This is a genomic window from Kineosporia sp. R_H_3 (assembly GCF_002198675.1).
GTDB lineage: Bacteria > Actinomycetota > Actinomycetes > Actinomycetales > Kineosporiaceae > R-H-3.
On the sequence record NZ_MWLL01000206.1, the window covers coordinates 63,983 to 86,121 of the forward strand.

The following is a 22,139-nucleotide window of genomic DNA, read 5'->3' on the forward strand; positions in this document are numbered from 1 at the left end:
CGCGAGCACGCACCCGCCGAGCACGACGCGAGGGGGTCGGCATGGCCGCTGCGAGCACGACCCTGCGCACCCTGCTGCTCGGACCCGTCCGTGCGCTGCAGGTCGTCGCGACCACCCCGCGGGCGCTCTACCTCGCCGTCGGCGAGCAGCCCGTCGTGGCGCTCCTCGCGCCCGACGCCGTCCGGGTGCCGTTCGGGATGGTGCTCGACGCGCGCGTCCCGCCGCACCTCGCCGGTGCCGCGGTCGGCGACGAGGCCCTCGTCGGCGGCGGCGGCCTGTCGCTCGCCGGGGTCACCGTGCGGCCGCTGCGCTGGTGGGACCCCGCCGTGCCGGCCCTGCACGTCGTCGCCTCCCGGGTCGCCACCGGGCTGGCCCGGCTGCTGCCCGCCGCGCCCGAGGAGGTCGCGTCCCGGCTGCCCGCCCTCGGTGCCGCGCTCGCGGCGGTCGGGCCGGGGCCGCGCGCCGGTCTCGCCGCGACCGTGCGGACCCTCGTCGGCCGCGGCCCGGGCCTGACCCCGGCCGGGGACGACGTCCTCGCCGGTGCGCTGTGCGCGCTCGCGGCCGCCCGGCCGCCCGGCCCGGCGCGGCGGGCGCTCGCGGACGTCGTCCGCGCCGAGCTGCACCGGACGACCCCCGTCTCCGCCGCGCTCCTCGCCGAGGCCGTCGAGGGCCGAGCCGTGCCGCAGGTCGTCGACCTGCTCCGCACGCTCGGCCGCCCGGGAGACGACGGGGCGCGGCTGCGGGCCGCCGTCGACGCGCTCGTCGACGTCGGGCACACCTCGGGGACGGCGCTCGGCCACGGGCTCGTGCTCGGGCTGCGCGCGGCGGTGCCGGGCCCGGTGGCGGCATGACGGCAGGCTCTGCGTGAGGCGGACCGACGACGAGGAGCAGCCGGTGGCACAGGGCGCGGACCAGCAGGCGGTGGAGCGGGTCGAGGTGCGCCGCGGCGCCTACCACGACTCGGTGACGCTCATGCAGGTCAGCCGGGCGATCGCCGGTGCGCCCGGCGTGCTCGCGGCGCAGGTCGCGATGGCGACCGACCTCAACCTCGACGTCCTGGCAGGCATGGGGTTCACGCTGCCGGACGGCCTCGTGCCGGCGGACCTGCTCGTGGCCCTGCGGGCCGCGGACGACGCCGCGCTCGACACCGCGACCGGGCTGGTCGACGAGGCGCTCGCCGCCCGCGGCGGGCCGGCCGGCGGCACCGGTGCGGGCGTCGGCGGGGTCGTCGTCCCGCCGGCGACGCTCGGCCGCGCGGTGACGGCGTCCGGGGCCGCGCTCGCCCTGGTGTCGGTGCCGGGGGAGCACGCGTTCACCGAGGCGATGGACGCCCTCGACGCCGGCGCCCACGTCATGGTCTTCAGCGACAACGTGCCGCTCGCGCACGAGGTCCGGCTCAAGGAGGCGGCCGCCGACCGCGGGCTGCTCGTCATGGGCCCGGACTGCGGCACCGCCGTCGTCTCCGGCGTCGGGCTCGGCTTCGCGAACGTCGTCCGGCCCGGCCCGGTCGGCCTCGTCGCGGCCTCCGGCACCGGGGCCCAGCAGGTGATGAGCCTGCTCGACGCGGCCGGGGTCGGCGTCCGGCACTGCCTCGGCGTCGGCGGCCGGGACCTCTCGGCGGCCGTGGACGGCCGCTCGACGAAGGCCGCGCTCGCGCTGCTCGCCGCCGACCCGGCGGTCGAGCTCGTCGTCCTCGTCTCGAAACCGCCTGCGCCGCAGGTGGAGCGTGACGTCGTCGCGCTCGCGGCCACCCTCGGCAGACCCGTCGTCCTCGCGACCCTCGGGCCCGGCCGGCCGGACCTCACGCAGGCCGTCCGGCAGGTCGTCGAGGAGCTCGCCGGAGCCGCGGGCGCCGCCGCGGTGCCCGCCTGGCAGGAACCGCGCTGGTGGCCCGCACCTGTGGAGCGCACCGGCCGGTACACGGCGCTGCGCGGGGCCTTCGCCGGGGGCACGCTCTGCGACGAGGCGATGCTCGTCGCGTCGGCCGTGCTCGGCCCGGTCGCCTCGAACATCCCGCTCGCCGGGCCGGACGGCACCACTGCGCCGCGCGTCGGCCGGGACCTCGCGCCGGTCGCCGGCACCCCGCACGTCTTCGTCGACTTCGGCGACGACGACCTGACCCGTGGCCGCCCGCACCCGATGATCGACGGCTCGCTGCGCGCGGAGTGGCTGCTGCGCCAGGCGGACGTCGACGCGCCCGCCGACGGTGCGGCCGTCGTCCTGCTCGACGTCGTCCTCGGGCACGGCGCGCACCCGGACCCGGCGGCCGAGCTCGCCCCGGCCGTCGCCGAGCTGCGCCGGCGGTCCGCCGCCCGCGGTGCCGAGGCCGCGGTCGTCGTCTCGCTCTGCGGCACCGACGGCGACCCGCAAGGGCTCGAGCGGCAGGCCGCGGCGCTCGTCGCGGCCGGCGCGTCGGTGCACCTGTCGAACGCCGCCGCGACCCGCACGGCGGTCGAGCTGCTCGCCGACGACGTCCGCGGCGTCCTGCCCTGGGAGGTGTCCCGGTGACCGACCTGCTCGCGGGCGAGCCCGCCGTCGCGACGGCCGGGGTCTCGCTGTTCACGCAGACGCTGCAGGACCAGGCGGTCAGCGCGACCGCGGTGGACTGGCGGCCGCCGCAGACCGCCGGTCACCCCGGCACGGCGGCCGACGTCGCGGCCGACCTCGCCCGGGTCATGGCCGACCGGCGCCGGGCCGCCGCGAACGCCGCGGCCGTGGCCCGGATGCTCGCCGCCGGTGCCCGGCTCGTCGACGTCCGGCCGGCCGGTGAGGCGCTCGGCCTGGAGCCCGGCACGTTCCTGCACGCCGGCCCGCCGCTGGAGTGGGAGCGCGCGAGCGGCCCGATGCGCGGCGCGCTCCAGGGCGCGATGGTCCTCGAGGGGCTCGCCGCCGACCCCGACACCGCCGGGCGGCTGCTCGCGGCCGGTGCCGGGCCGGTCGGCTCCGGGAAGCCGATCGTCCTCGACCCGTGCCACCACCGCAGCGCGGTCGGCCCGATGGCCGGCGTCGTCTCGCCGTCCATGTGGGTCTTCGAGCTGGAGAACCCGGACACCGGCGGCCGCGCCTGGTGCTCGCTCAACGAGGGTCTCGGCAAGGTGCTGCGCTACGGCGCCTACGGGCCGGAGGTCATCGAGCGGCTGCAGTGGATGTCCGCAGTCCTCGGGCCGCTGCTCCAGCACGCCGTCCGCACCGTGCGCGACACGAGCGGCCCGGTTGACGTCAAGGCGATCATCGCCCAGATGCTCCAGATGGGCGACGAGGGCCACAACCGCAACCGGGCCGGCACGCTCATGCTCCTGCGCGAGCTGCTGCCGGCCATGATCGACGCCCCCGGGACCGCGACCGGTGCGGCGGCCCGGCTGACCCAGGCGGACGTCGCGCGGGCCGCGGCGTTCGTCGGCGGCAACGACCACTTCTTCCTCAACCTCGTCATGCCGGCGTGCAAGCTCGCCACGGACGCCGCCCGCGACGTCCCGGGGTCGACGGTCGTCGTGACGATGGCCCGCAACGGCACCGACTTCGGGATCCAGGTCTCGGGCACCGGCGACCGCTGGTTCACCGGCCCGGCCAACACCCCCGAGGGGCTCTACCTCGGCGACTACGGCCCGGCCGACGCCAACCCCGACATCGGCGACTCCGCGATCACCGAGACCGCGGGCATCGGCGGCTTCGCGATGGCCGCCGCCCCGGCGATCGTCCGCTTCGTCGGCGGGGACGTCCCCTTCGCGCTCGCGACGACCCAGCGGATGCACGAGATCACCTGCGCCGAGAACCCGGCGTTCGGCATCCCCGTGCTCGAGTTCCGCGGCGCCGCGACGGGGATCGACGTGACGCGCGTCGTCCGGACCGGGATCCTCCCGCAGATCAACACCGGGATGGCGGGCCGGGTCGCCGGCGTCGGCCAGGTCGGCGCCGGACTGGTCACCCCGCCGGCCGAGGTGTTCGGCCAGGCCCTGGCCGCCCTCGCCGAAGCCGCCCCGCCCCTGCCCTGACGGCTCACTCCACCCCGCTCATGCTCGCGCCGGGTACCGCTCAGAGGCTCTCAGGACACTCGGAACGGTACGCAGCACGAGCATGAGCAGGAGCGGGAGAGCGCGGGGTGCGGCTCAGGAGCCCTTCGCGACGATCCCGTACTCGTGGATCTTGCGGTAGATCGTGGCCCGGGACATCCCGAGCGCCGTGGCGGCCGCGACCTTGTTGCCGTTGTTGTCGATGAGGCTGGAGACGATGGCGTCCCGTTCGAGGGACTCGATCGGCGTGAGCACCCGGCGGGAGACGGTGCGGACCCGCGGCGGCAGGTCCTCCGGCTCGATGACGCCGGACCGGTGCTGCTGGACCACCTCGCGGAGCACCTGGACGAGCTCGGCGACGTTGCCCGGCCAGCTCGACCGGCTCAGCAGCTGCATGGCGGCCGGCGAGCAGACGACGGCGTTGACCTGCAGCCGCGAGAGCAGGAACGGGACGAGCACCTGCAGGTCCTCGACGTGGTGGCGCAGCGGGGGCACCCGGACCGTCCGCGGGAAATGGTTGAGCAGCCGGACGAGCTCGCCCGCGGGCTGCGCGACGCCGGTCGTCAGGCACACCCGCAACGCCGTGCCGGCCGCCTTGGCCTGCGACAGGGACTGGACGAGCGCGGTGAGCCGGCGGCCGTGGAGCTGGTCGACGTGCCGGATGACGACGCAGCCGGACGTCGCGGCGAGCTCGCGGCGGACGGCGGCCGCCCACCCGGGGTCGCCCGCGTCGTCCGCGTCGAGCACGTGGAACGGCTCGGCGGGCGTCCGGCGGTGGTGGACGGCGCGCAGCACCGCCACCTTGCCGGTGCCGGGCTCGCCCTCGACGACGAGCCACTCGCCGGCGACGAGGGCGGCGTCGACCTGCTGGGCCGCGCGCACCCAGAGGGCGCCATTGCCGACGAGCCCGGGCAGCACGAGCCGGGCGGGCGGCCGGTTGCGGACCGGCACGGCCCGCGGGACGTCGTCCAGCCGCACCCGGGCGACCCCGCCGGCACCGAGGCCGGGGGTGCCGACCGCCCGGCAGCGCATCCGTGCCGAGGCCCCGGAGGGGAGCTGCACGGAGACCGTCGCCGTCGTCCCCGTCGCGAGCGCCTCGGAGAGGTGCTGCACGATGACGGACTGGTCCATCGGGTCCAGGGCGAGCTGGGCGTGGTCGTTCATCATGACGACGTCGCCGTTGAGCGCCAGGACGATGCCCGTGCTGCGCCGGCAGGCCCGCAGGTAGGCCTGGAGCAACTGGTACTCCCGCTCGCCGCCGTCCATGAGGAGGGCCTGCCGGATCTGGTCGGACGTCGTCTTCGCGAGCGCGATGAGCAGCTGGCCGGCGTCCTTGCGCCAGCACGTGAGGTCGACGGCGCCGACCGTCTTGCCGCTGATCGGGTGCTGGATCGGGACGGCGGCGCAGGCGAGGTCCTCGAGGTTCTCGGCGTAGTGCTCGTGCCCGAAGACGTGCATCGGCCGGCCGCCCTCGAGCGCCGTCCCGATGCCGTTCGTGCCGACGTACTTCTCGGCGTAGCTGTAGCCGGGCGCGAGCATGACCGAGTCGAGGTGCCGGTCGAGCTGGGAGTCCGCCGACAGCCGGGTGAGGACCGTGCCCTGGGCGTCGGTGAGGATCACGCTGATCGGCTGGCCCTCGAGGTGGCCGACGAGGGTCCGCAGCACGGGCAGCGCGCTGCGCGTCAGCGGTCCGTCGAGGTCGGTGTCGTGCCGGTCCTGGATCTGGAGCTTGTCGGCCTCGACGTTCCAGCGGCGCGAGCGCCACCACGACGCGAGGATCGTGTCCCGCACGGAGTCGGCGTCGACCGTCTCGGACGTGAGGAACCGCTCGCGCATGACGGCGAGCCTGGGGTCGTCCGGCGACGTCGCTCGACGGACTGACGTGGGCGTCTTCGACAAGGCACTTGGCGTCTTCGACAAGGCTCTGCCTCCCGTCCCTGTGGTGGTCCAGCGAGGGGTGGCCGGGTGATCCGGCCGCGCCTGGCGTGCGGCCGGTGACCGTGGATCGGAGCCGTGGTGCCACGGCGGCCGGCAGCGCCCGGGCCGCTCGCCCGGGGTGCCGGAGGGGTCGTCAGGTGGACTGGGACCAGGTGCTGTAGGGGATCACGGTAAGGCGTGCCTTAGGCCGCTCTGTCTCATATTGAGACCGCTCGTCCGCCGCCGCGGGGATGTGCTGGCCGGGTCGCAGGGCCCCGCCCGGACGCCGCGTCCACACCGGCGGAGCGGGGCCGGGAGAGGCAGGCAGTGCCATGGACGACCGCATGGACGACCGCACGGACGAACCGGAGACGTACAACCACTGGACGATCGTCAACATCGTCTTCCACCATCTCGCCGGCCAGGGGCTGCACCCGGTCCTCGGCGAGACCGGGAACCCCGGGCAGGCCGCGGCCGACCTGCTCCGGGCGCTCGGGATCGAGCCGGCCCCGGAGGGTGACCGGCAGGTCTCGGAGAACGTGAAGCAGCGCCTCGCGGAGCTGCGCGAGGCCGCGTTCGGCAGCGCCTGACGGCCGGCCCGGGCAGGACCCCGGCCGTCTCACGAGACGTCTCACGACCTGTCTCACGGGGTGTCTCAGAGTGAGATACCCGAGCCGCCGGATCCGGGATGTGATCCAGGCCATAGGACTTAGGCCCCTTCCCGGGGCCGCGTGCGTCGGGCCGGTCCAGCCTCGAACAGGAGGCCCGGTACCGACACCAGGAACGGCGATCCAGGTCCGGGCGCCCGCCCGGCAGATCACACGAACCGCCGAGGAGTCGCGATGAGTCGCCAGAGTGTGGCCAAGGCCCACCAGAAGATCCAGGAGCTCTCCTGGGAACCGCTGTACCACGAGCCGGTGGCCCAGTACGGCACCGACTACACGTTCAAGAAGGCGCAGAAGAAGGACCCGCTCAAGCAGGTCCTGCGGTCCTACTTCCCGATGCAGGAGGAGAAGGACCACCGCGTCTACGGCGCGGCCGACGGCGCCATCCGGGGCAACATGTTCCGGCAGGTGCAGGAGCGCTGGCTCGAGTGGCAGAAGCTCTTCCTCAGCATCATCCCGCTGCCGGAGATCTCGGCTGCCCGGGCGATGCCGCTGCTGTTCCGCAACGTGCCGAACCCCGAGCTGCACAACGGCCAGGCGATCCAGATGATCGACGAGGTCCGGCACTCGACGATCCAGCAGAACCTCAAGCGCCTGTACATGAACAACTACATCGACCCGGCCGGCTTCAACAACAGCCTGCGCAACTTCCAGAACGACTACTGCGGGTCGATCGGGCGCCAGTTCGCCGAGGGCTTCATCACCGGTGACGCGATCACCGCGGCGAGCATCTACCTGACGATCGTCGCGGAGACGGCGTTCACGAACACCCTCTTCGTCGCGATGCCCGCCGAGGCCGCGGCCAACGGCGACTACCTGCTGCCGACGGTCTTCCACTCGGTGCAGTCCGACGAGTCCCGGCACATCAGCAACGGGTACGCGACGCTGCTCATGGCGCTCGCGGACGAGGGCAACCACCAGCTCCTCGAGCGCGACCTGCGCTACGCGTGGTGGAACAACCACCGCGTCGTCGACGCCGCGATCGGCACCTTCATCGAGTACGGCACGAAGGACCGCCGGCCGGATCGTGAGAGCTACGCGGAGATGTGGCGTCGGTGGATCTACGACGACTACTACCGCTCGTACCTCGTCCCGCTCGAGAAGTACGGCCTGGTCATCCCGCACGACCTCATCGAGGAGTCGTGGAACCAGATCTGGAACAAGGGCTACGTGCACGAGGTGGCCCAGTTCTTCGCCACCGGGTGGCTCGCCAACTACTGGCGCATCGACCCGATGACGGACAAGGACTTCGAGTGGTTCGAGGGCAAGTACCCCGGCTGGTACAACAAGTACGGCAAGTGGTGGGAGAACTACAACCGCCTCTCGACGCCGAACGGGCACCACCCGATCGTCTTCGAGGACGTCGACTACGTGTACCCGCACCGCTGCTGGACCTGCATGGTGCCGTGCCTCGTCCGCGAGGACATGGTCATGGACGAGGTCGACGGCCAGGTCCGCACGTACTGCCACGAGGCGTGCCGCTGGACCGACGCCGTCGCGTTCCGCCCGGAGTACGAGGGCCGCTCGACGCCGAACATGGGCAAGCTCATCGGCAAGCGCGAGTGGGAGACCCTCTACCACGGCTGGAACTGGGCCGATGTCGTGCAGGACATGGGGTACGTGCGTGACGACGGCAAGACGCTCGTCGCCCAGCCGCACCTCAACCTCGACCCGAAGAAGATGTGGACGCTCGACCACCTGCGTCGGTGCCCGCCGCTGCAGAGCCCGAACGTCCTGCTCAACGAGATGTCCCCGGCGGAGCGCCAGGCGTTCCACGCGGACTACGTGAAGCAGGGTCCGGCGGGCCGGCCCGCTCCCAAGGACTAGTCCGCAGGAGCAGGGCAGACCGATGGAACGGACGTGCGCAGCGGTGGGCGAGACCGCCGCTGCGCACGTCCGGCCACCACACTTCTGAGCCGGGCGAGGGAGCCATGACGGACAGACATGTCGTGCGGTTCGAACCGGTGGGCATCGAGGTCGAGGTCCCCGAGGACCAGACGATCCTGAGGGCCGCCTCCGAGCAGGGGATCATGCTCATGCACGGCTGCAAGGAGGGCCAGTGCGCGGCATGCAAGTCGTTCGTCCTCGAGGGTGAGGACATCGAGCTCGAGAAGTACTCGACCTTCGCGCTGCCGGACTACGAGAAGGACGAGGGCTTCACGCTCCTGTGCCGGGCGCACGCCTACGAGGACCTCACGATCGAGCTCCTCAACTACGACGAGGAGATGATCCGGTCCGGCCTGCCCATCAAGGAGGCCGTCACCGAGGTCGTCGAGATCGACGCGGTCACCCACGACCTGCGCCGGCTCGTCCTGAGGCTCGTCGAGCCGACGGACCTCACGTTCTTCCCGGGCCAGTACGTGGACATCGCCGTGCCGGGAACGGACGCCACCCGCTCGTTCTCGATGGCGAACACCTCGACCCGGGACGGTGGGCTCCTCGAGTTCGTCATCAAGGTCTACCCGGGCGGGCTCTTCTCCGAGCACCTCGACACCACGCTCAAGGTCGGCGACCGGCTCGACATCACCGGCCCGTTCGGCGTCTTCACCCTGCGCGAGGGCCACAAGGCGGACCTCGTGTTCGTCGGCGGCGGGGCGGGGATGGCCCCCATCCTGTCGCTCGTCCGCTCGATGGCCGAGCGCGGCGACGAGCGCAAGGCGACGTTCTACTACGGCGCCCGGACGGCGGCCGACCTCTGCTTCGAGGACGAGCTGCGCGAGATGGAGCGCCGGCTGCCCGGCTTCACGTACCGGCCGGCCCTGTCCGAACCCGTTGCGGCGCAGCCGTGGGACGGCGAGGTCGGCATGGTCACCGACATCGTCAAGCGCTACGAGGCAGACCTCTCCGGGGCCCACGCGTACGTCTGCGGGCCGCCGCCGATGGTCGAGGCGGCGATGACGCTGCTCGCGGCCCTCGGCGTGGAGGACAAGCGCATCTACTACGACAAGTTCACGACCACAGGGGAGACCGAGTCGTCCTGACGCCGGTCGCCCGTCGACGCACCGCACCGCGACACGCACGCGAACCGATCGCACCCGCGCACCGCACCGCAACCGCGGAGACACCCGCCTGACCCAGGGATGGACGATGACGACCACACCAGAACGCAGTGTGCCGAAGCCGGTGTTCACGGACGCCGAGGCCGGTGCGAAGGAGTTCCCGGACTCCAACGCGCGGCGCTTCAACTACTACACGCCCGCCAAGCGCAAGCAGACCCACTACGAGGACGTCACCGTCGAGGTCCAGCCGGACCCGCGCCACTACCTCGCGCAGGGCTGGCTCTACGGCTTCGCGGACGGCCGCGGCGGCTACCCCCTGGAGTGGACGGCGCTCAAGGCCTGGGGCTCGGACCGCCCCGTCCCCGAGCGCGGCCCGGGCTCGGGCGGCAAGGGCTACGAGTGGCCGGCCCACGGCTGGCACGAGTTCCGCGACCCGAACGAGGAGTGGGAGCTCAGCTTCTACCGCTACAACGCCAACGTCGAGCGCCAGGTCAACCAGAACATCGACTCGGCCCGGCAGCAGAAGGCGTTCGAGCAGTGGAACCCGAACTGGGTGCGCTTCGTGGAGTCGCACGTCGGCGCGTGGATGCACGTCAACCACGGCCTCGGGCTCTACCTCTTCGCCAACGCGAACCGGCGCGGGCCGACGAACATGCACAACACGGCGATGGCCGTGAACAGCATGCACCGGATCCGGTCGGCGCAGGACCTCGCGCTCTACAACCTCACGCTCAGCGAGGAGATCACCGGCTTCGACGGCGGCGCGCACCTCGTCGCGTGGAACAGCGACCCGTGCTGGCAGGGCGTCCGTGAGGTCGCCGAGGGTCTCACCGGCATCGACGACTGGTGCGAGGCGATCTTCGCCGCGAACATCGTCTTCGAGCCGCTCGTCGGCGAGCTGTTCCGCAGCCAGCTCGTGCAGCAGGCCGCGCCGCGCAACGGCGACTTCGTCACCCCGACGGTCATGGGTGCCGAGGAGTTCGACTACGCCGAGCGCGACCTCGCGTACTCGGTCGCGCTGTTCGACCTGCTCACCAAGGACCGTGAGTTCGCCGACCACAACAAGGCGCTCATGAACGGGTGGCTGTCCAACTGGACGCCGCGCTGCATCGCGGCCGCCCGCAAGCTGCAGCCGCTCTGGTCGCAGCCGGACGCCAAGCCGCCGCGCTTCGAGGACGGGCTCGACCGGGCCAAGAGCCGCTTCGCCGCCATCCTCGCCGACCTCGGTCTGGACATCCCGAAGGAGCTGACCCAGTGAGCCAGTTCACCACCGCCCCCAGCCCGTTCAAGTCCGACAGCACGCCGTCGAACATGTGCGGCGTCACCCTGATGAACAACCAGATCGGTGCGGTCGTCGCGGAGGTGATGGCCGGCCACGAGGGTGTGAAGGTCGTCCACCTGCCGTCGATGATCCGTGTCGACGCGACGCGCCGGATGGACTTCGACTACGACGAGATCTCCGAGGCGCTCGGCGAGGAGCCGGGCTTCTTCGACGCGGCGCAGTTCGAGGAGAACATGTCGACGCACTACGGCCGGATGATCCACGAGGACGACCGGACGATCATGTTCGCCAACCCCGAGGACGCCATCGAGTACATCGGGGAGATGCCGGAGGTCCGCTGACCCTCTGCACGACCGGACCGCCGCACCTGCACCACTGCACCACTGCACGGATGCACCACTGCAACCGAAGGACCTGACGCCCTGTCGCGGGGCGCCGGCACCGGCCGGCGTCCCGCGACAGGGACCGCCTGGAGCCTTGCACCTGAGTCACCTCAGGCACCCTGAGCACTTTCAGACACCCCTGAGCCACTTCAGACAACGACGTCCAGGAGGACCAGATGGCCAAGGAACTGCGTTTCGGTGCCGACGCCCGCGAGCGGCTGCTCGCCGGGGTCGACCAGCTCGCGGAGGCGGTCAAGTCGACGCTCGGCCCGAAGGGCCGCAACGTCATCCTCGAGAAGATCACCGGCTCCCCCGTCGTGACGAACGACGGCGTGACGATCGCCCGGGAGATCCACCTCAAGGACCAGTTCGAGAACATGGGCGCGCAGCTCGTCAAGGAAGCCGCCATCAAGACGAACGACATCGTCGGCGACGGTACGACGACCGCGACCGTCATCGCGCAGGCCATCGTCCACGAGGGCATGAAGGTCATCGGCGACGGCGCGAACCCCGTGCTCGTCAAGCGCGGCGTCGACCTCGCGGTCGCCCGGCTCGTCAAGCACCTGCAGGGCGTCGCCCACCCCGTCGTCACCGAGGACGACTTCGCCCGGGTCGCCGCGATCTCCGCCAACGACGACGAGTACGTCGGCGCGGTCATCGCCAAGGCGCTGCACACGGTCGGGGACGGCGGCATCGTCACCGTCGAGGAGTCGCCCGAGCACGGCATGAGCGTCGAGTTCGTCGAGGGCTTCACCTTCAACAACGGCTACATGTCGCCGTACATGGTGACGAACCCCGCGAGCCTCGAGGCCGTCCTCCACGACCCGTACATCCTGTTGTGCAGCGAGAAGATCTCGAAGATCGCGCAGCTCATGCCGATCCTCGACAAGGTCATGCGCGACCCGCGCCCGCTCGTGATCCTCGCGGAGAAGATCGAGGGTGCGGCGCTGAGCATGCTCGTGCACAACCACGTCAACGGGCTCTTCCAGTGCGTCGCGATCACCGCCCCCGGGTTCGGCGACCGCCGGCTGCACAAGCTCGAGGACATCGCCGCGGTCACCGGCGGTGCCGTGTTCAGCAAGCACTCCGGCTTCTCGCTGGAGACGATGACGATCGAGCAGCTCGGCCGGGCGTCCGTCGTCCGGGTCAACGCCGACGAGACGTGCATCATCGACGGCGCCGGCTCGAAGGACGAGATCGACTTCCGGGTGACCCAGCTGCGCGCCGAGCTCGGCCGCGCGACGTTCGGCGTCGACGAGGACGTGCTCACCGAGCGGATCGGCTCGCTGTCGGGCAAGGTCGCGGTGATCCGCGTCGGCGCCCCGACCAACGCCGAGCTCCAGGAGCTGCAGCACCGCGTCGAGGACGCGCTGTCGGCGACCCGGGCCGCGATGGCCGAGGGGATCGTCGCGGGCGGCGGCTCGGCCATGCTCCACGCGGCGCCCGCCCTCGACGACCTCGAGGTGAACGAGGACTACGCGATCGGCGTCGGCATCGTCCGGCGGGCCCTGACCCAGCCGGCGTACCTCATCGCGAGCAACGCGGGCTACGACGGCGACGAGGTCGTCGCCCGGGTGTCGACGATGGACGTCGACGGCGGCTTCGACGCCCTGCACGGCGTGTACGGCGACATGGTGGGCATGGGCATCGTCGACCCGCTGCGGGTCGCCCGCTCCGCCCTGCAGAACGGCGCCTCCGTCGCGGGCCTGCTGCTCACGACGAACACGCTCATCGCCGAGGAGCAGACCCCGTGGGGCGGCAGCCGCGCCCTCATGACGGAGTACGGCGAGCTCGACGAGGGCCTGCACCAGCCCTCGCCGGACGCGAGCACCCCGCAGTCCCTCGGCCTCGGTCCGTCGGTGGGATAAGCCGTGTCCGCGCGGGACGACCGGGCGGGGACGCTGCTCTTCGGCACCCTGGTCGGCGGCTATCTCACGGCACTGGTGGTGGCAGGTGTCCACGGCGAGCTCCTCGCGGGGCTCGTCGTGGGTGCCGGTCTCGTCGCGCGGGTGGCGGCCCGCCGGCGGCACCGGCAGGACGCGGTCTGATGCTGGACCCGAGGCAGACCAGACGCCCTGCCCCGGTGGAGGAGGACGGCGTCCGGCCGGTGGACGTCGTCGCACCGGCCCCGGCGCCGGCGCCGCCCACGCCCCCGCCCGGTGTCGCCGTGGTCCGCGGACTGCGCCGGCTCTGCGGGCCCGGTGTCGTCGTCGCGGTCGCCTACGTCGACCCCGGCAACTTCGCGACGAACACCGAGGCGGGCGCCAGTCTCGGCGTCCGGCTGCTCTGGGTGGTCGTCGTCGCCAGCGCGGCGGCGATGCTCGTGCAGTACCTCGCCGCGAAGGCGGGGTCGGTGACGGGCCGGTCCCTGCCCGAGCTCTGCCGGGACCGCTACCCCCGGGGGGTCAACCGCTTCCTCTGGGTGCAGGCCGAGATCGTCAGCATGGCGACGGACGTCGCCGAGGTGCTCGGCGCCGCGGTGGCCCTGTCGCTGCTCCTCGGCCTGCCGCTGCCGGTCGGCGGCCTGCTCGCCGGGGCCTTCGGCGTCGGCCTGCTGGCCCTGCGCCCGCAGGGCCGGCGGCGGTTCGAGGCCGCGGTCGCGGCGCTGCTGCTCGTCGTCCTCGCCTGCTACGTCTACCAGGTGCTCACGGTCGGGGCCTTCGCCGGCGCCGCCGCAGGCCTGCAGCCCTCGCTCGCGGGCCAGGGCGCGGCCCTGCTCGCGGCCGGCATCGTCGGGGCGACGGTCATGCCGCACGCGATCTACGTGCACTCCTCGCTCGCGTCGAGCCACCGGATCCCGTTGCGCACGCACCGGTTCGACATCGTCGCGTCGCTCTCGGCGGCAGCGTTCGTCAACGTCTCGATCCTCCTCGTCGCGGCGACCGTGCTCAGCGGCGGCCGCCTCGACGAGGCGAGCGACACCCTCACCGCGGCCTACGAGGGCTTCGGCGCCGTCGGTGCCGGGATGGCCGCGGCGTTCGCGCTGGCGCTGCTCGTCGCCGGCCTGGCGGCGTCCGGGGTCGGCACCCTCGCCGGTGACATCGTCATGGCCGGCTTCGTCCGCCGCCGGATCCCGCTCGTCACCCGGCGGCTGCTCACGCTCGGTCCCGCGATGGTCGTGCTCTGCCTGCCGGGCTCGACGACCCAGGCGCTCGTGCTGAGCCAGGTCGTGCTCTCGTTCGGCGTGCCGTTCGCCCTGCTGCCGCTCGTCCACATCACCGCGGACCGGGCGCTCATGGGCCGGCAGGTCAACCGCCGGCTGACGACGGTGCTCGCCGTCGTCATCACGCTGCTCGTCTGCGCCCTGAACGCCGCGGTGATCTCCGCGTTGTTCACCGGCTGAGCGGGCGACGGACCGACATGTCGGGCGACCGCTCCCGCGCGCCGCCGGCGCGCGGCGGACCTCGCGACCAGGGCACCGGAGTCGCGGCCGGTGCCCTGGTGGCAGGTCTCCCGCAGGCTTTGCTCTGCCCGCAGGAGCGAGCCACCGCGCTGTCGTGACCGGCATCCCGGGCGTGCGTCCGGGCCGGCGGCACCGGTCGTGCGGGCCGGTGCACCACAGGTTCGTCGTTGCCCGCCGACACCCCGACGCCGGCCCCGCATGTCGCGGAACGACGACGAAGCTGTGGCGCGCACGTGCGTCGCGACCGCCGTGGCTCGCTGGTGACGGCAGAGCAGGCGGTCGGGTCGGCGGTCGGGTCGGCCGTGGCTCGCTGGTGATGGCAGAGCAAAGCGCCGGGTGAGGGACCCCCGGCCTCAGCGGCGGGGCGGCACCCCGCCGAGGCGCCGGGTCAGCTCGGCGGCGGTGGCGCGGACGGCGGTCACGAGCGTGTCGAGGTCGGCGACCGGCCGGGCGGGCGGCGCGGCCGGGTCGGTCGGGTAGGTGACCGCGACGCCGGCGACCGGGTGCCCGGTGTGGTCGTGGACGGCGGCGGCGACCGAGGCGAGCCCGGCCCCCACCTCGCCGTCCTCCACCGCGTGCCCGCGGCGGCGCACCTCGGCGAGCACCCGGCGCAGGTCGGGCAGGCCGGCGGGGCCGATGCCCGTGCGGTCGACGAACGCCGAACGGTCGGGGAACAGCGCCCGGACCTGGGCGGCGGGCAGGTCGGCGAGCATCGCGCGGCCGGACGCCGTGAGGTGCGCGGGCAGCCGGACGCCGACGTCGGTGACGAGCGGCGGCCGCCCCGCGGCGCGGTCCTCGACGACGTAGAGCACCTCGCGGCCGTGGAGCACGGCGAGGTGCGCGGACTCGCCGACCCGGTCGACGAGGCGGGCGAGGACCGGCCGCGCGAGCCGGGCGAGCGGAGCCTGCCGGGCGTAGGCGCTGCCCAGCTCGAAGGCGGCGACGCCGAGGCCGTAGCGCCGCTCCTCGGGCAGGTGGACGACGAACCCGTTCTCCACGAGCACGTTGAGCAGGTGGTAGGCCGTCGAGCGCGGCAGCCCGGCCTCGCGCGCGACCGCGGCCGCCGGCACCGGGCCCGCCTGCCGGGACAGGTACCGCAGGACGGCGAGCGTCTGCTCGGCCGCCGGGACCCGGCTCGTCACCGCCCCTCCCCGGGGTCGGCCGCGGGCCCGACGAGCTCGGCGAGGACGGCGTCCACGGTCTGCGCGACGTACGGCGCCGGGCGGCTCGTGAGCGGCCGGAGCTGGCCGAAGACCTCCATCACCGTGACCCCGTGCACCCGGACGAAGCCGTCCACGCCGAGCGCGATCGCCTCGACGGGCAGCGTGTAGCCGCGCCGACGGGCCAGGGCGGCCAGCTCGGACGCCGTGCCGCCGTCCAGCCGGGAGGCCCTGCGCCGCAACGACTCCGCGTCGAGCCGGTGCTGCGCGTGGAGCTGCTCGACGAGGCCGACGACGAGGTCGCCCACCCGGGCGCCGGGGCGGATCGTCGTCGGCGGGGCCGCGTAGCCGGGCACCGGTGCGCCGTAGAGCAGGCCGAACCGGGCCGGGTTGGCGACCGCCCACGCCCGGTACTCCAGCAGTGCCGCCCGGACGGCGGCGAGCGGGTCCCGGTGCCGGCCGGCAGCGGCCTCGACGGCGTCGGCCTGGGCGTCGAAGGCGGCGACGACGAGGTCGGTGAGCAGGTCGTCCCGGCCGGGGAAGTAGCGGTAGAGCGCGGACGGCGCGAGCCCCACCCGCCGGGCGACGGCCCGCAGCGAGAGGGCCGCCGCGCCCCGCTCCTCGAGCTCGACACCCGCGGCCGCGCGGATCGCGCCGAGCACCTCCTCGCGGCGCCGGCTGCGCAGCGTCGGCGGCTGCGGCACGACCTCGGTCACGCGCCGAGCCTAGCCGCTCCGAGAACATCGTTCACAACGAGAGCAATGCTCTTGCTTTCTCGGTCGGAATGTGTGAACACTGTTCTCGACAAGAGCACTGCTCACACTTTGGAGGACCTCATGACCACGACGACGCCGGCCCCGGCAGCCACCGCCACCGCGCACCTGCGCCGGTGGCCTGCGACCGGGCTGCTGCTCACGGCGTCCGGGGTGCTGGCGACCGTCGGTGCGACGATCCTGTCCGTCTCGTTCGGCTGGCCGGCCGTGCTCGACGAGCCCGGGACGGCCGTGCTGCCACTGTTCACTGCGTCCGAGACCGCGATCCGGGCGGGGTTCTACCTCATGCTCGTGAGCAGCCTCGTCCTCGTGCCCGCCGCGCTCGGCGTCGAGGCCGCCCTGACCCGTGCGACCCCCGGCACCCGGGCCATGACCGTGTTCGGCGTGGCCGGTGCGCTCTTCCAGATCCTCGGCTGGGTGCGCTGGCCGATCACCGTCCCGTACCTTGCCGACGCCTACGCGCAGGCCACGGACGCCGCGGGACGGCAGGCGGTCGCGGCGTCGTTCGACGTCCTCAACCGGTACGGCGGCGGGGCGCTGGGCGAGCACCTCGGCTGGCTCTTCCAGGGGGTGTGGGCGGTCTTCGTCGGCATCGTCGTCGTGCGGGCGCTCGGCGTCCCGCGCTGGTTCGGCGCCCTCGGGCTCGGCCTCGCCGCGGTGTGGGCCGTCCTCGTGCCCGGTGCGGCCGTGCTGCGCTCCGAGGCGATGAACACGATCGGCCAGCCGGTCTACACCGCCTGGTACGTGTGGCTCCTCGCGCTCGGCGTGCTCCTCGTCGTCCGCCGGGTCGGGCCCGCGGGACCCGCGACCGCGTGAACCTGCGCCCTCGGGGCACCCGGCCTAGCGTGCGACTCACCCGGCCGACGGAACGAGTCGCCGCCCCGCGCGGCACGAAGGAGTGCGTCATGAGCGAGACCGAGCCCGAGGGCCCCGCGGACGGCGGAGCGGCCGGCGTCCCCGGTCAGCACGACGGCGGCGCCGACGGCGGCGCTGACGGTGGCGCCGTCGTGCTGACNCGCCGCCGTCGTGCTGACGGTGGCGCCGGCACGACCGGTGACGGCGGTGCGGACGGCGGCGCTGACGGTGGCGCCGGCACGACCGGTGACGGCGGTGCCGATGGTGGTGCCGATGGCGGCGCTGACGGCGGTGCCGACGGTGGTGCTGACGGTGGTGCCGATGGCGGCGCTGACGGTGGAGCCGATGGCGGTGCCGACGGTGGTGCCGACGGCGGCGCGGACAGTGGCGCAGGTCGCTGATCTCGGCGTCGCGACGGGCGGGGCGGACGGGCCGGCGACGGCATCCGACCGCCCCGCCCTGCGGCGCTGCACGAGCCTCGAGCCGGACCGCTTCGCCGCCGAGGTCTGGGGCCGGACCGCCTCGCTGAGCCGTCGCGAGGACCTGCCCACCGGCTTCGGCGACCTCTTCTCCCTCGACGCCGTCGACGAGCTCGTGAGCACGCACGGCCTGCGGACGCCGTTCCTGCGGGTCGCGAAGGACGGCCGGACCCTGCCGGCGTCCCGTTTCACCCGCGGCGGCGGGGTCGGTGCGACGATCACCGACCAGGTCGCCGACGACGCGCTCGCCCGGCTCTTCGCCGACGGCTGCACGATCGTGCTCCAGGGCCTGCACCGGATCTGGGGCCCGGTCGTCGACCTCGCCCAGGCCCTCATGGCCGACCTCGGCCACCCCGTGCAGGTCAACGCGTACGTGACCCCGCCGCAGTCGCAGGGCTTCGGCGCGCACTACGACGTCCACGACGTCTTCGTCCTCCAGGTCGCCGGCGAGAAGCACTGGACGATCCACGCACCGGTCCGGGACGCCCCGCTGCGCGACGAGCCGTGGGCCGACCGTCGCGCCGCCGTCGAGCGGCAGGCCGCGGGCGAGCCGCTGCTCGACGTGACGCTGCGCCCCGGCGACGCGCTCTACCTGCCGCGCGGCTTCCTGCACGCGGCGACGGCGCTCGGCGGCACGAGCGCGCACCTCACGGTCGGCGTCCACACCTGGACCCGGCACCACCTCCTCGAGCAGGTCGTCGCCGGTCTCGCCCGTGGCGGCTCGGACGCGGCGTCCGCGCTGCGGGCCTCGCTCCCGCTGGGGGTCGACGTCACCGACCCGGCCTCGATCGCCGACGACCTGCAGGCGACCGTCGACGCGCTCACGGCGGTGCTCGCCGAGGTCCGCGCGCAGGACGTCGCCCGGCGCCTCGAGGGCCAGGCGGACGACGCCCGGCGGGCCGCGCCCGTCGGCCCGATGGCGCAGGCCCGGGCCGTCGAGGCGGTCGACCTGTGGACCCGGCTGCGCTGGCGGCCGTACCTGCGGGCCCGGCTCGACGTCGAACCCGCGGACGACGGCGCGCGGCTCGTCGTCCGGACCCCGGAGACCACCGTGCGGCTGCCGCTCGCGGCCCGCGCCGCGGTCGAGCGGCTGCTGGCCGGCGAGGTCGTCGCGGCCGCCGAGATCGGCGACCTCGACGCCGCGGACGACGTGGACGCCGGCACCCTCACCGACCTCGACCGGCTCGACGTCGCCCGGGCGCTGCTGCGCCAGGCGCTCGCCGTGCCGGCGTGACCGGCGGGCCGGGGTGAGCACCGGGCCGGCGCCCCGACCGCCCGGACCCGTTGCGGCAGAACCGTTCCGCTGCGCGACGGCGGCCAGGGACCGCGGCGACGACCTCGCGGCGTCCGCCCCGCCCGCCGTCCGCCTGCTCCTCGTCGAGGTGCCCGGGCCGTGGGGCCGGGCCGCGCTCACCGAGAGCCGGCTCGACCACTACGTCGCGGGCCGGCTCGGTGAGACCGCGGCGCACGCGGGCGTCCGGGTGCTCCTCGTCCGGCGCCCGGGCCGGACCGCCGCCTCCCCGCCGGCGGCGCCGCGGTCCTGGGCGCTCGCCGACCTGCGCCCGGGCCACGAGGCCGTCGCATGGGGCACCTGGACCGACCCGCGCGCCCTGCTCGAGGTCGACCTGCGGGAGGCCGTCGTCCCCTCCGGGCCGCAGCGGGTCGCCCTGTGCTGCACCCACGCCCGGCACGACGTGTGCTGCGCGCTGCGCGGGCGCCCCGTCGCGGCCGCGCTCGCCGAGGCCTTCCCGGCCGGAGCCGGCGCGGACGATCCGGACGCCCCGGACGACTGGCACGTCTGGGAGTGCTCGCACCTCGGCGGCGACCGGTTCGCGGCGAACGTGCTCCTGCTCCCGACGGGCGACCTCTTCGGTGCGCTCGACCCGGCCGGCGCCGTCGACGTCGTCCGCCGTTTCGCCGCGGGCCGCACCTCGCTCGCGCACTGGCGCGGCCGCTACGGTCGCAGTCCCGTCGCGCAGGCCGCGCTGCACCGCACGGCGCTGGCGCTCGAGGAGGACCGCCGCGACGCGCTCGACGTCGTCGGGGTCGAGGAACGGCCCGGCGAACGTTGGACCGTCGAGGTCGCGCACGTCGACACCGCGGGCTTCGAGCAGCGCTACGTCGTCCACCTGTCGGCGCAGGTGTCCCGCCCGCACCTGCTCACGTGCGCCGCTGTCACGCCGTCCCGGGCCAGGACGTTCACGGCCGAGGGGCCACCGGCGCCGGTCCTGCGGGGCTGACCGCCCGCCGTCCCGCGTGGTGGGCAGCGCGGTAGGCCGCGCGGCGCCGGGCGAGCTCCGCCCGCAGGTCGTCGTCCGCCATGACGATCGCGACCGTGGGGCAGCTCTGCGGCCCGTCCGCCTCCGGGTGGCAGAGCGTGCACGGCTCGCCGGGGCGCAGCGGGCACTGCGCGTCGGCGACCCAGGGGCGCGACGGACCGGGGACGGCGGGCATCTGAGCAGTCTGCGCCGCCCGCGGCGGCCGGACCGGGACCGACGTCACCCCCGGGGGCCCGCGGCGCCCCTCGCCTGCGCCTGCGCGAACCGCTCGTGCAGGCGCGACCTCACCTCGTCCGGGGTGTACGCGCGCCGCCGGCGCTGCTGCCGGACGACGACCGCGCCGGTCGCGACGACGCCGACCGCTCCCGCGACCCCGAGCCACTTGTACCAGCGCATCGGTCGACCTCCCGGTGCCGGCCCGTCCGGCGCGACCATTGTGGCCCGGCCGCGCGGGACTCGGCCCGAAAACCCTTTCATCGGCCCGGCGCCGCGCGTAGGTTGTCGGCTTGGTCCAGGGGCGGGGCGTGGAGGTCCACGAATGGCGCAGGGCGGTTCGGTGCGGCTCCGCCCGACGCGGATCCGATCGGGTCTGCGCGCGTTCGGTCGCTCGGTGCGGCCGACGGTGTGGAACGCGCTCGTGCTGTCCGCCCTCGTCCTCGTCGCGGCGGCCGCCTCGGCCGTGCCGCTGTTCCGGGCGGCGACCGACCAGGCCGCGCTCGCCGACGCGCTGACCGGCGTCGGCCCGGGGGTGCAGGCCGCGGACGCGCCCGTCGTCCAGGTCGTCTCCGGGGTCGGCCCCAAGGTGCCGGCCGGGGCCCTGATGCTCACCGCCGCCGGCACGATCCGCGGGCTCGCCGAACCGGTGCTGCTCGGCCAGTCTGCCGCCCCGGACCTGCGCAAGCGCGGGATCGACCCGCCGCTGACCCCGGTCGTCGTCGCCGGCGACCGGACCGCGAACGCGCGGCTCGTCGCGGTCGACGACCCGGCCGGTCACCTCCGTGTCGTCGGCCCGACGACGATCGGCGGCACCGGGGACGGGGTGTGGCTGCCCGTCGACGTCGTGCGGTCGCTGGGCGTCCGGCCCGGTGACGTCGTCGACGTCGGGACCCTCGAGCAGCGGCTCCCCGGCGAACCGCCGGAGCGGCACCTGGTGCCCCTCACGCTGCGCGGCGCCTACGAGACCGACGCCTCCCGGCACCCGGTCGGCCCGCCCGGCGACCAGGTCTGGACGGCGTCCGGGTTCCGGCTCCCGACGGACACGGTGACCCCCTCGGTACCGGCCTTCCTCGTCGTCACCGACCTGACGACCGCGTCCCGGATCGTCCCGGAGATCCGCGAGACGCTCCTGTGGTCGTCGGTGTCGGGCCTCGACCCGGCCGTGCCGCTGCTCGACGACGCGCTGCGGATCCGGGAGGCCGTCCTCGACCTCGACAGCCGCGCCGCCCAGCTGACGAACGCGCAGCAGGGGGCGATCGGCACCGACGTCGTCTCCGGCATCCCGGACCTCGTCGGGGTCGCGGACGGGATCGCGACGACCGTCCGCTCCACGACGGCGGGCCAGGCGTGGGCCGGGGTGGCGCTCGCGCTCGGGGTGGTCCTCGGGCTCGCCCTCGTCGGCGCCGGCCGCCGTGAGACCGAGCTGCGGGCGGTCGCCGGGCTCGGCCGGCACCCGCTCGTCACCGCGACCGGGACGACGGCGGCACTCCTGCCGCTCGCGGCGGTCGCCGTCCCGCTCGGTGTGCTGCTCGCCCGGTCCGGCGCGGGCGCGGTGCACCCGGTGCCGGCGACGGCCGCCCTGATCCGCACCGCTGCCCAGTACGCGCTGATCGCCGAGGCCGCCGGCCTCGTCCTCGTGCTCGTCGCGACCTGGGTCGCCGCGGCGGCCGCCTGCCGCCCCGGCCGCGCCGGGGCCGTCGTCCGGCGCCGGCCCTGGC

At 74.4% G+C, this 22,139-nt stretch carries 19 protein-coding genes and 1 pseudogene; 15 read left to right on the forward strand and 5 right to left on the reverse strand.

Annotated elements, in window-relative coordinates; genetic code table 11:
- Positions 1-41 precede the first annotated feature (41 nt).
- The 3 genes from ECOMGDLI_RS25910 to ECOMGDLI_RS25920 are packed head-to-tail and all read left to right on the forward strand — an operon-like array spanning position 42 to position 3,992.
- The gene (locus ECOMGDLI_RS25910; RefSeq protein ID WP_088319730.1) at positions 42-851 is read left to right on the forward strand and encodes a DUF2877 domain-containing protein; all 810 of its coding nucleotides are present in this window, start codon (positions 42-44) and stop codon (positions 849-851) included.
- Positions 852-894: 43 nt separating this feature from the next.
- Entirely contained in the window at positions 895-2,508 is a 1,614-nt protein-coding gene (locus tag ECOMGDLI_RS25915) for a hypothetical protein (protein WP_198955184.1), read from the forward strand.
- Positions 2,505-3,992 (forward strand): DUF1116 domain-containing protein, encoded by a 1,488-nt coding sequence (locus ECOMGDLI_RS25920; RefSeq protein WP_198955185.1) that lies wholly within the window; start codon positions 2,505-2,507, stop codon positions 3,990-3,992. The genes ECOMGDLI_RS25915 and ECOMGDLI_RS25920 overlap by 4 nt, the downstream gene beginning before the upstream one ends.
- Positions 3,993-4,106: 114 nt before the next feature.
- On the opposite strand, the gene ECOMGDLI_RS25925 is transcribed toward ECOMGDLI_RS25920, so the two are convergent.
- Positions 4,107-5,846 (reverse strand): sigma-54-dependent Fis family transcriptional regulator, encoded by a 1,740-nt coding sequence (locus ECOMGDLI_RS25925; RefSeq protein WP_088319731.1) that lies wholly within the window; start codon positions 5,844-5,846, stop codon positions 4,107-4,109.
- Between the two features lie 425 nt (positions 5,847-6,271).
- Here ECOMGDLI_RS25925 and ECOMGDLI_RS25930 point away from each other — a divergent pair, with 425 nt between their 5' ends.
- From ECOMGDLI_RS25930 to ECOMGDLI_RS25960, 8 genes are all read left to right on the forward strand, one after another.
- On the forward strand, positions 6,272-6,517 hold the full coding sequence (locus ECOMGDLI_RS25930) for a hypothetical protein (protein WP_088287717.1): 246 nt from the start codon (positions 6,272-6,274) through the stop codon (positions 6,515-6,517).
- A 252-nt stretch (positions 6,518-6,769) separates the two neighbouring features.
- The gene (locus ECOMGDLI_RS25935; RefSeq protein WP_088319732.1) at positions 6,770-8,419 is read left to right on the forward strand and encodes a methane monooxygenase; all 1,650 of its coding nucleotides are present in this window, start codon (positions 6,770-6,772) and stop codon (positions 8,417-8,419) included.
- Between the two features lie 104 nt (positions 8,420-8,523).
- Positions 8,524-9,573, forward strand: coding sequence for an NADH:ubiquinone reductase (Na(+)-transporting) subunit F (locus ECOMGDLI_RS25940; protein ID WP_088319733.1), 1,050 nt, complete (start codon positions 8,524-8,526; stop codon positions 9,571-9,573).
- 106 nt (positions 9,574-9,679) lie between these two features.
- Positions 9,680-10,849 carry a toluene hydroxylase gene (locus ECOMGDLI_RS25945; protein WP_088319734.1) on the forward strand — a complete coding sequence of 390 codons (1,170 nt, stop codon included), beginning with the start codon at positions 9,680-9,682 and terminating at the stop codon, positions 10,847-10,849.
- Positions 10,846-11,214 carry a propane 2-monooxygenase effector subunit MimD gene (gene mimD / locus ECOMGDLI_RS25950; RefSeq protein WP_088319735.1) on the forward strand — a complete coding sequence of 123 codons (369 nt, stop codon included), beginning with the start codon at positions 10,846-10,848 and terminating at the stop codon, positions 11,212-11,214. The genes ECOMGDLI_RS25945 and mimD overlap by 4 nt, the downstream gene beginning before the upstream one ends.
- 218 nt (positions 11,215-11,432) lie before the next feature.
- Positions 11,433-13,124 carry a chaperonin GroEL gene (groL, locus tag ECOMGDLI_RS25955; protein ID WP_088319736.1) on the forward strand — a complete coding sequence of 564 codons (1,692 nt, stop codon included), beginning with the start codon at positions 11,433-11,435 and terminating at the stop codon, positions 13,122-13,124.
- 3 nt (positions 13,125-13,127) lie between these two features.
- Positions 13,128-13,304 (forward strand): hypothetical protein, encoded by a 177-nt coding sequence (locus tag ECOMGDLI_RS34900; RefSeq protein ID WP_158221159.1) that lies wholly within the window; start codon positions 13,128-13,130, stop codon positions 13,302-13,304.
- 35 nt (positions 13,305-13,339) lie between these two features.
- Entirely contained in the window at positions 13,340-14,599 is a 1,260-nt protein-coding gene (locus ECOMGDLI_RS25960) for an Nramp family divalent metal transporter (protein ID WP_233153633.1), read from the forward strand.
- 413 nt (positions 14,600-15,012) lie between these two features.
- Here the strand turns inward: ECOMGDLI_RS25960 and ECOMGDLI_RS25965 are convergent, their stop codons facing one another.
- Together ECOMGDLI_RS25965 and ECOMGDLI_RS25970 are read right to left on the reverse strand one after the other, a co-directional pair.
- A complete protein-coding gene (locus ECOMGDLI_RS25965; protein ID WP_088319738.1) occupies positions 15,013-15,801 on the reverse strand; it encodes an IclR family transcriptional regulator in 789 nt (262 codons plus the stop codon).
- Complete coding sequence (locus ECOMGDLI_RS25970) at positions 15,798-16,535, reverse strand: TetR/AcrR family transcriptional regulator (protein ID WP_088319739.1); 738 nt, start codon at positions 16,533-16,535, stop codon at positions 15,798-15,800. The genes ECOMGDLI_RS25965 and ECOMGDLI_RS25970 overlap by 4 nt, the downstream gene beginning before the upstream one ends.
- Before the next feature lie 120 nt (positions 16,536-16,655).
- Between ECOMGDLI_RS25970 and ECOMGDLI_RS25975 the strand changes: the two genes are divergently transcribed.
- The 3 genes from ECOMGDLI_RS25975 (at position 16,656) to ECOMGDLI_RS25990 (ending at position 20,166) form a co-directional block, all read left to right on the forward strand.
- A complete protein-coding gene (locus tag ECOMGDLI_RS25975) occupies positions 16,656-17,408 on the forward strand; it encodes a DUF4386 domain-containing protein (protein ID WP_158221160.1) in 753 nt (250 codons plus the stop codon).
- 384 nt (positions 17,409-17,792) lie between these two features.
- Entirely contained in the window at positions 17,793-19,160 is a 1,368-nt protein-coding gene (locus tag ECOMGDLI_RS37010) for a JmjC domain-containing protein (protein WP_088319742.1), read from the forward strand.
- 13 nt (positions 19,161-19,173) lie between these two features.
- Positions 19,174-20,166 carry a sucrase ferredoxin gene (locus ECOMGDLI_RS25990; protein WP_088319743.1) on the forward strand — a complete coding sequence of 331 codons (993 nt, stop codon included), beginning with the start codon at positions 19,174-19,176 and terminating at the stop codon, positions 20,164-20,166.
- Here the strand turns inward: ECOMGDLI_RS25990 and ECOMGDLI_RS25995 are convergent.
- On the reverse strand, positions 20,126-20,380 hold the full coding sequence (locus ECOMGDLI_RS25995) for a DUF6767 domain-containing protein (RefSeq protein WP_143447944.1): 255 nt from the start codon (positions 20,378-20,380) through the stop codon (positions 20,126-20,128). The genes ECOMGDLI_RS25990 and ECOMGDLI_RS25995 overlap by 41 nt on opposite strands.
- 44 nt (positions 20,381-20,424) lie before the next feature.
- Positions 20,425-20,601: a hypothetical protein gene (locus ECOMGDLI_RS35520; RefSeq protein WP_198955187.1), complete on the reverse strand. Its 177-nt coding sequence runs from the start codon at positions 20,599-20,601 to the stop codon at positions 20,425-20,427.
- Positions 20,602-20,815: 214 nt separating this feature from the next.
- On the opposite strand from ECOMGDLI_RS35520, the pseudogene ECOMGDLI_RS26000 reads away from it, so the two are divergent.
- Positions 20,816-22,139 (forward strand): annotated as a pseudogene (locus ECOMGDLI_RS26000) (hypothetical protein); the annotation flags it as partial.

Excerpts from the sequence above, each read along its gene's own strand:
- ECOMGDLI_RS25910 (WP_088319730.1), top strand. The coding sequence starts at position 42 with ATGGCCGCTGCGAGCACGACCCTGCGCACCCTGCTGCTCGGACCCGTC.
- ECOMGDLI_RS25925 (WP_088319731.1), bottom strand. The coding sequence starts at position 5,846 with ATGCGCGAGCGGTTCCTCACGTCCGAGACGGTCGACGCCGACTCCGTG.
- ECOMGDLI_RS25930 (WP_088287717.1), top strand. The coding sequence starts at position 6,272 with ATGGACGACCGCACGGACGAACCGGAGACGTACAACCACTGGACGATC.
- ECOMGDLI_RS25935 (WP_088319732.1), top strand. The coding sequence starts at position 6,770 with ATGAGTCGCCAGAGTGTGGCCAAGGCCCACCAGAAGATCCAGGAGCTC.
- ECOMGDLI_RS25940 (WP_088319733.1), top strand. The coding sequence starts at position 8,524 with ATGACGGACAGACATGTCGTGCGGTTCGAACCGGTGGGCATCGAGGTC.
- ECOMGDLI_RS25945 (WP_088319734.1), top strand. The coding sequence starts at position 9,680 with ATGACGACCACACCAGAACGCAGTGTGCCGAAGCCGGTGTTCACGGAC.
- groL (WP_088319736.1), top strand. The coding sequence starts at position 11,433 with ATGGCCAAGGAACTGCGTTTCGGTGCCGACGCCCGCGAGCGGCTGCTC.
- ECOMGDLI_RS25975 (WP_158221160.1), top strand. The coding sequence starts at position 16,656 with ATGACCACGACGACGCCGGCCCCGGCAGCCACCGCCACCGCGCACCTG.
- ECOMGDLI_RS37010 (WP_088319742.1), top strand. The coding sequence starts at position 17,793 with ATGGCGGTGCCGACGGTGGTGCCGACGGCGGCGCGGACAGTGGCGCAG.
- ECOMGDLI_RS25995 (WP_143447944.1), bottom strand. The coding sequence starts at position 20,380 with ATGCCCGCCGTCCCCGGTCCGTCGCGCCCCTGGGTCGCCGACGCGCAG.
- ECOMGDLI_RS35520 (WP_198955187.1), bottom strand. The coding sequence starts at position 20,601 with ATGCGCTGGTACAAGTGGCTCGGGGTCGCGGGAGCGGTCGGCGTCGTC.